General features: G+C 63.8%; 1 protein-coding gene. It reads right to left on the reverse strand.

The window, feature by feature from the left end:
• Positions 1-1,211: ISL3 family transposase (locus GT590_RS14235; protein WP_161171200.1), on the reverse strand; the 1,211-nt coding region annotated here is incomplete at its 3' end.
• Positions 1,212-1,325 lie beyond the last annotated feature (114 nt).

The following is a 1,325-nucleotide window of genomic DNA, read 5'->3' on the forward strand; positions in this document are numbered from 1 at the left end:
ATCATCGCCTTGAAGTTCTCGAAGTTGCGGTACCCCCTCGCCGCGCGCTTGACCGACTGGATGACGGAGTTCAGCCCCTCCAGGATCGAGTTGGTCCTCCTGAAGTCGAAGTAGGCGAGTATCTCCTCGCGGTTCTTGGCGATCGTCTTCGCAACCGGCTTCATGGGCGCGAGGTTGGAGTGCGCCATCCAGCTTGTCAGCGCATCAAGGGCTTCAGCCGCCTCGGCTCGCGAGGTGCACTCGTAGATGCGCTGCATGGCTTCTTTCATGGCGCACGCGCGGCCGGTCTTAAGGTTCTCTTTTGCGAGTTCGCGCTTGCGCGATAGCTGGGAGGCTTTCAGATTGGCTTCGTTTTTAAGCCAGAGCCAGCGGGTTCGCTTCAGGAGATCCCGCTTGCCCTCGGACTCCCGCGCTTCGGCGGCGCGCACCTTATCGACCGCCTTGGTGAACAGCTGGATCACATGGAAGCGGTCGGCTATGCGGGCGGCCTGCGGCATGTGGACGGCGATGCCGCTCGCGAACGAAGGGGATAGGTCGCAGGTAACGGCCTCCACGGCCTCTGCGTCCCCTCCATGTGCGGCCAAGTCGTCCGCGAACCCTGCAACGGTTCCCGCGTCGCGTCCCTCTTGCACCGACACGACGCGGCGTGCGTCCAAGTCGACGAATGCGGAAAGGTAGTCGTGCCCTCGCTTTTTGGCGGTCTCGTCGACGCCCACCGCGCGCACGTCCGAGTAGTCCGCATGCGCGCATGCTCGCGCCACGCATGCCCTTATCGCCCGCCAAAGCCTCGTGTCCGTTTCACCTAAAAGCTCTCCTATGGCGCTCACCGTCAGCCCTGAGAGCGCCATGACGACGACCTGGGCGGCGAACAGGGCCGTGAAGTGCTTGGCGTCGTCGGCCTCCCAGGGAACGCGCACGGTGACGACGCCGTGGATCGGGCACCCGACCCTGGGGACCTTGCAGTGGACGATCGTCCTGTACTGCCAGATGTCGAGGTGGCGCCACTCGCGCTCGCGGGTGTCGTAGACGCCGTGCATGCCCCCGCACGCGGTGCAGAACATGGCCGAGCCCGTCGCTCGCTCCACGAAGACGTGCAGCTCGTCTTTGCCCCCTGCGACCTCCCTGAACTCCGCATCGACGACCTTCCATTCGGGGCCGAGGTTCAAGGACTTCTCGAAAAGAGCCGCGAGCATTGCCGCTTGGGTGTTCATGTCTGCTCCGATTCCGTAGCGCCGTCTGCGTGTCCCATGGTACCGCTTGCAGCTCCATAAGGTGGGCTCCCTAGCAAGTTCGCCCTGTCAAACCACTAGAAACAGCGAAGGGCC

The sequence above is a fragment of the Eggerthella sp. BIOML-A1 genome (genome assembly GCF_009875595.1).
Classification (GTDB): domain Bacteria; phylum Actinomycetota; class Coriobacteriia; order Coriobacteriales; family Eggerthellaceae; genus Eggerthella; species Eggerthella lenta.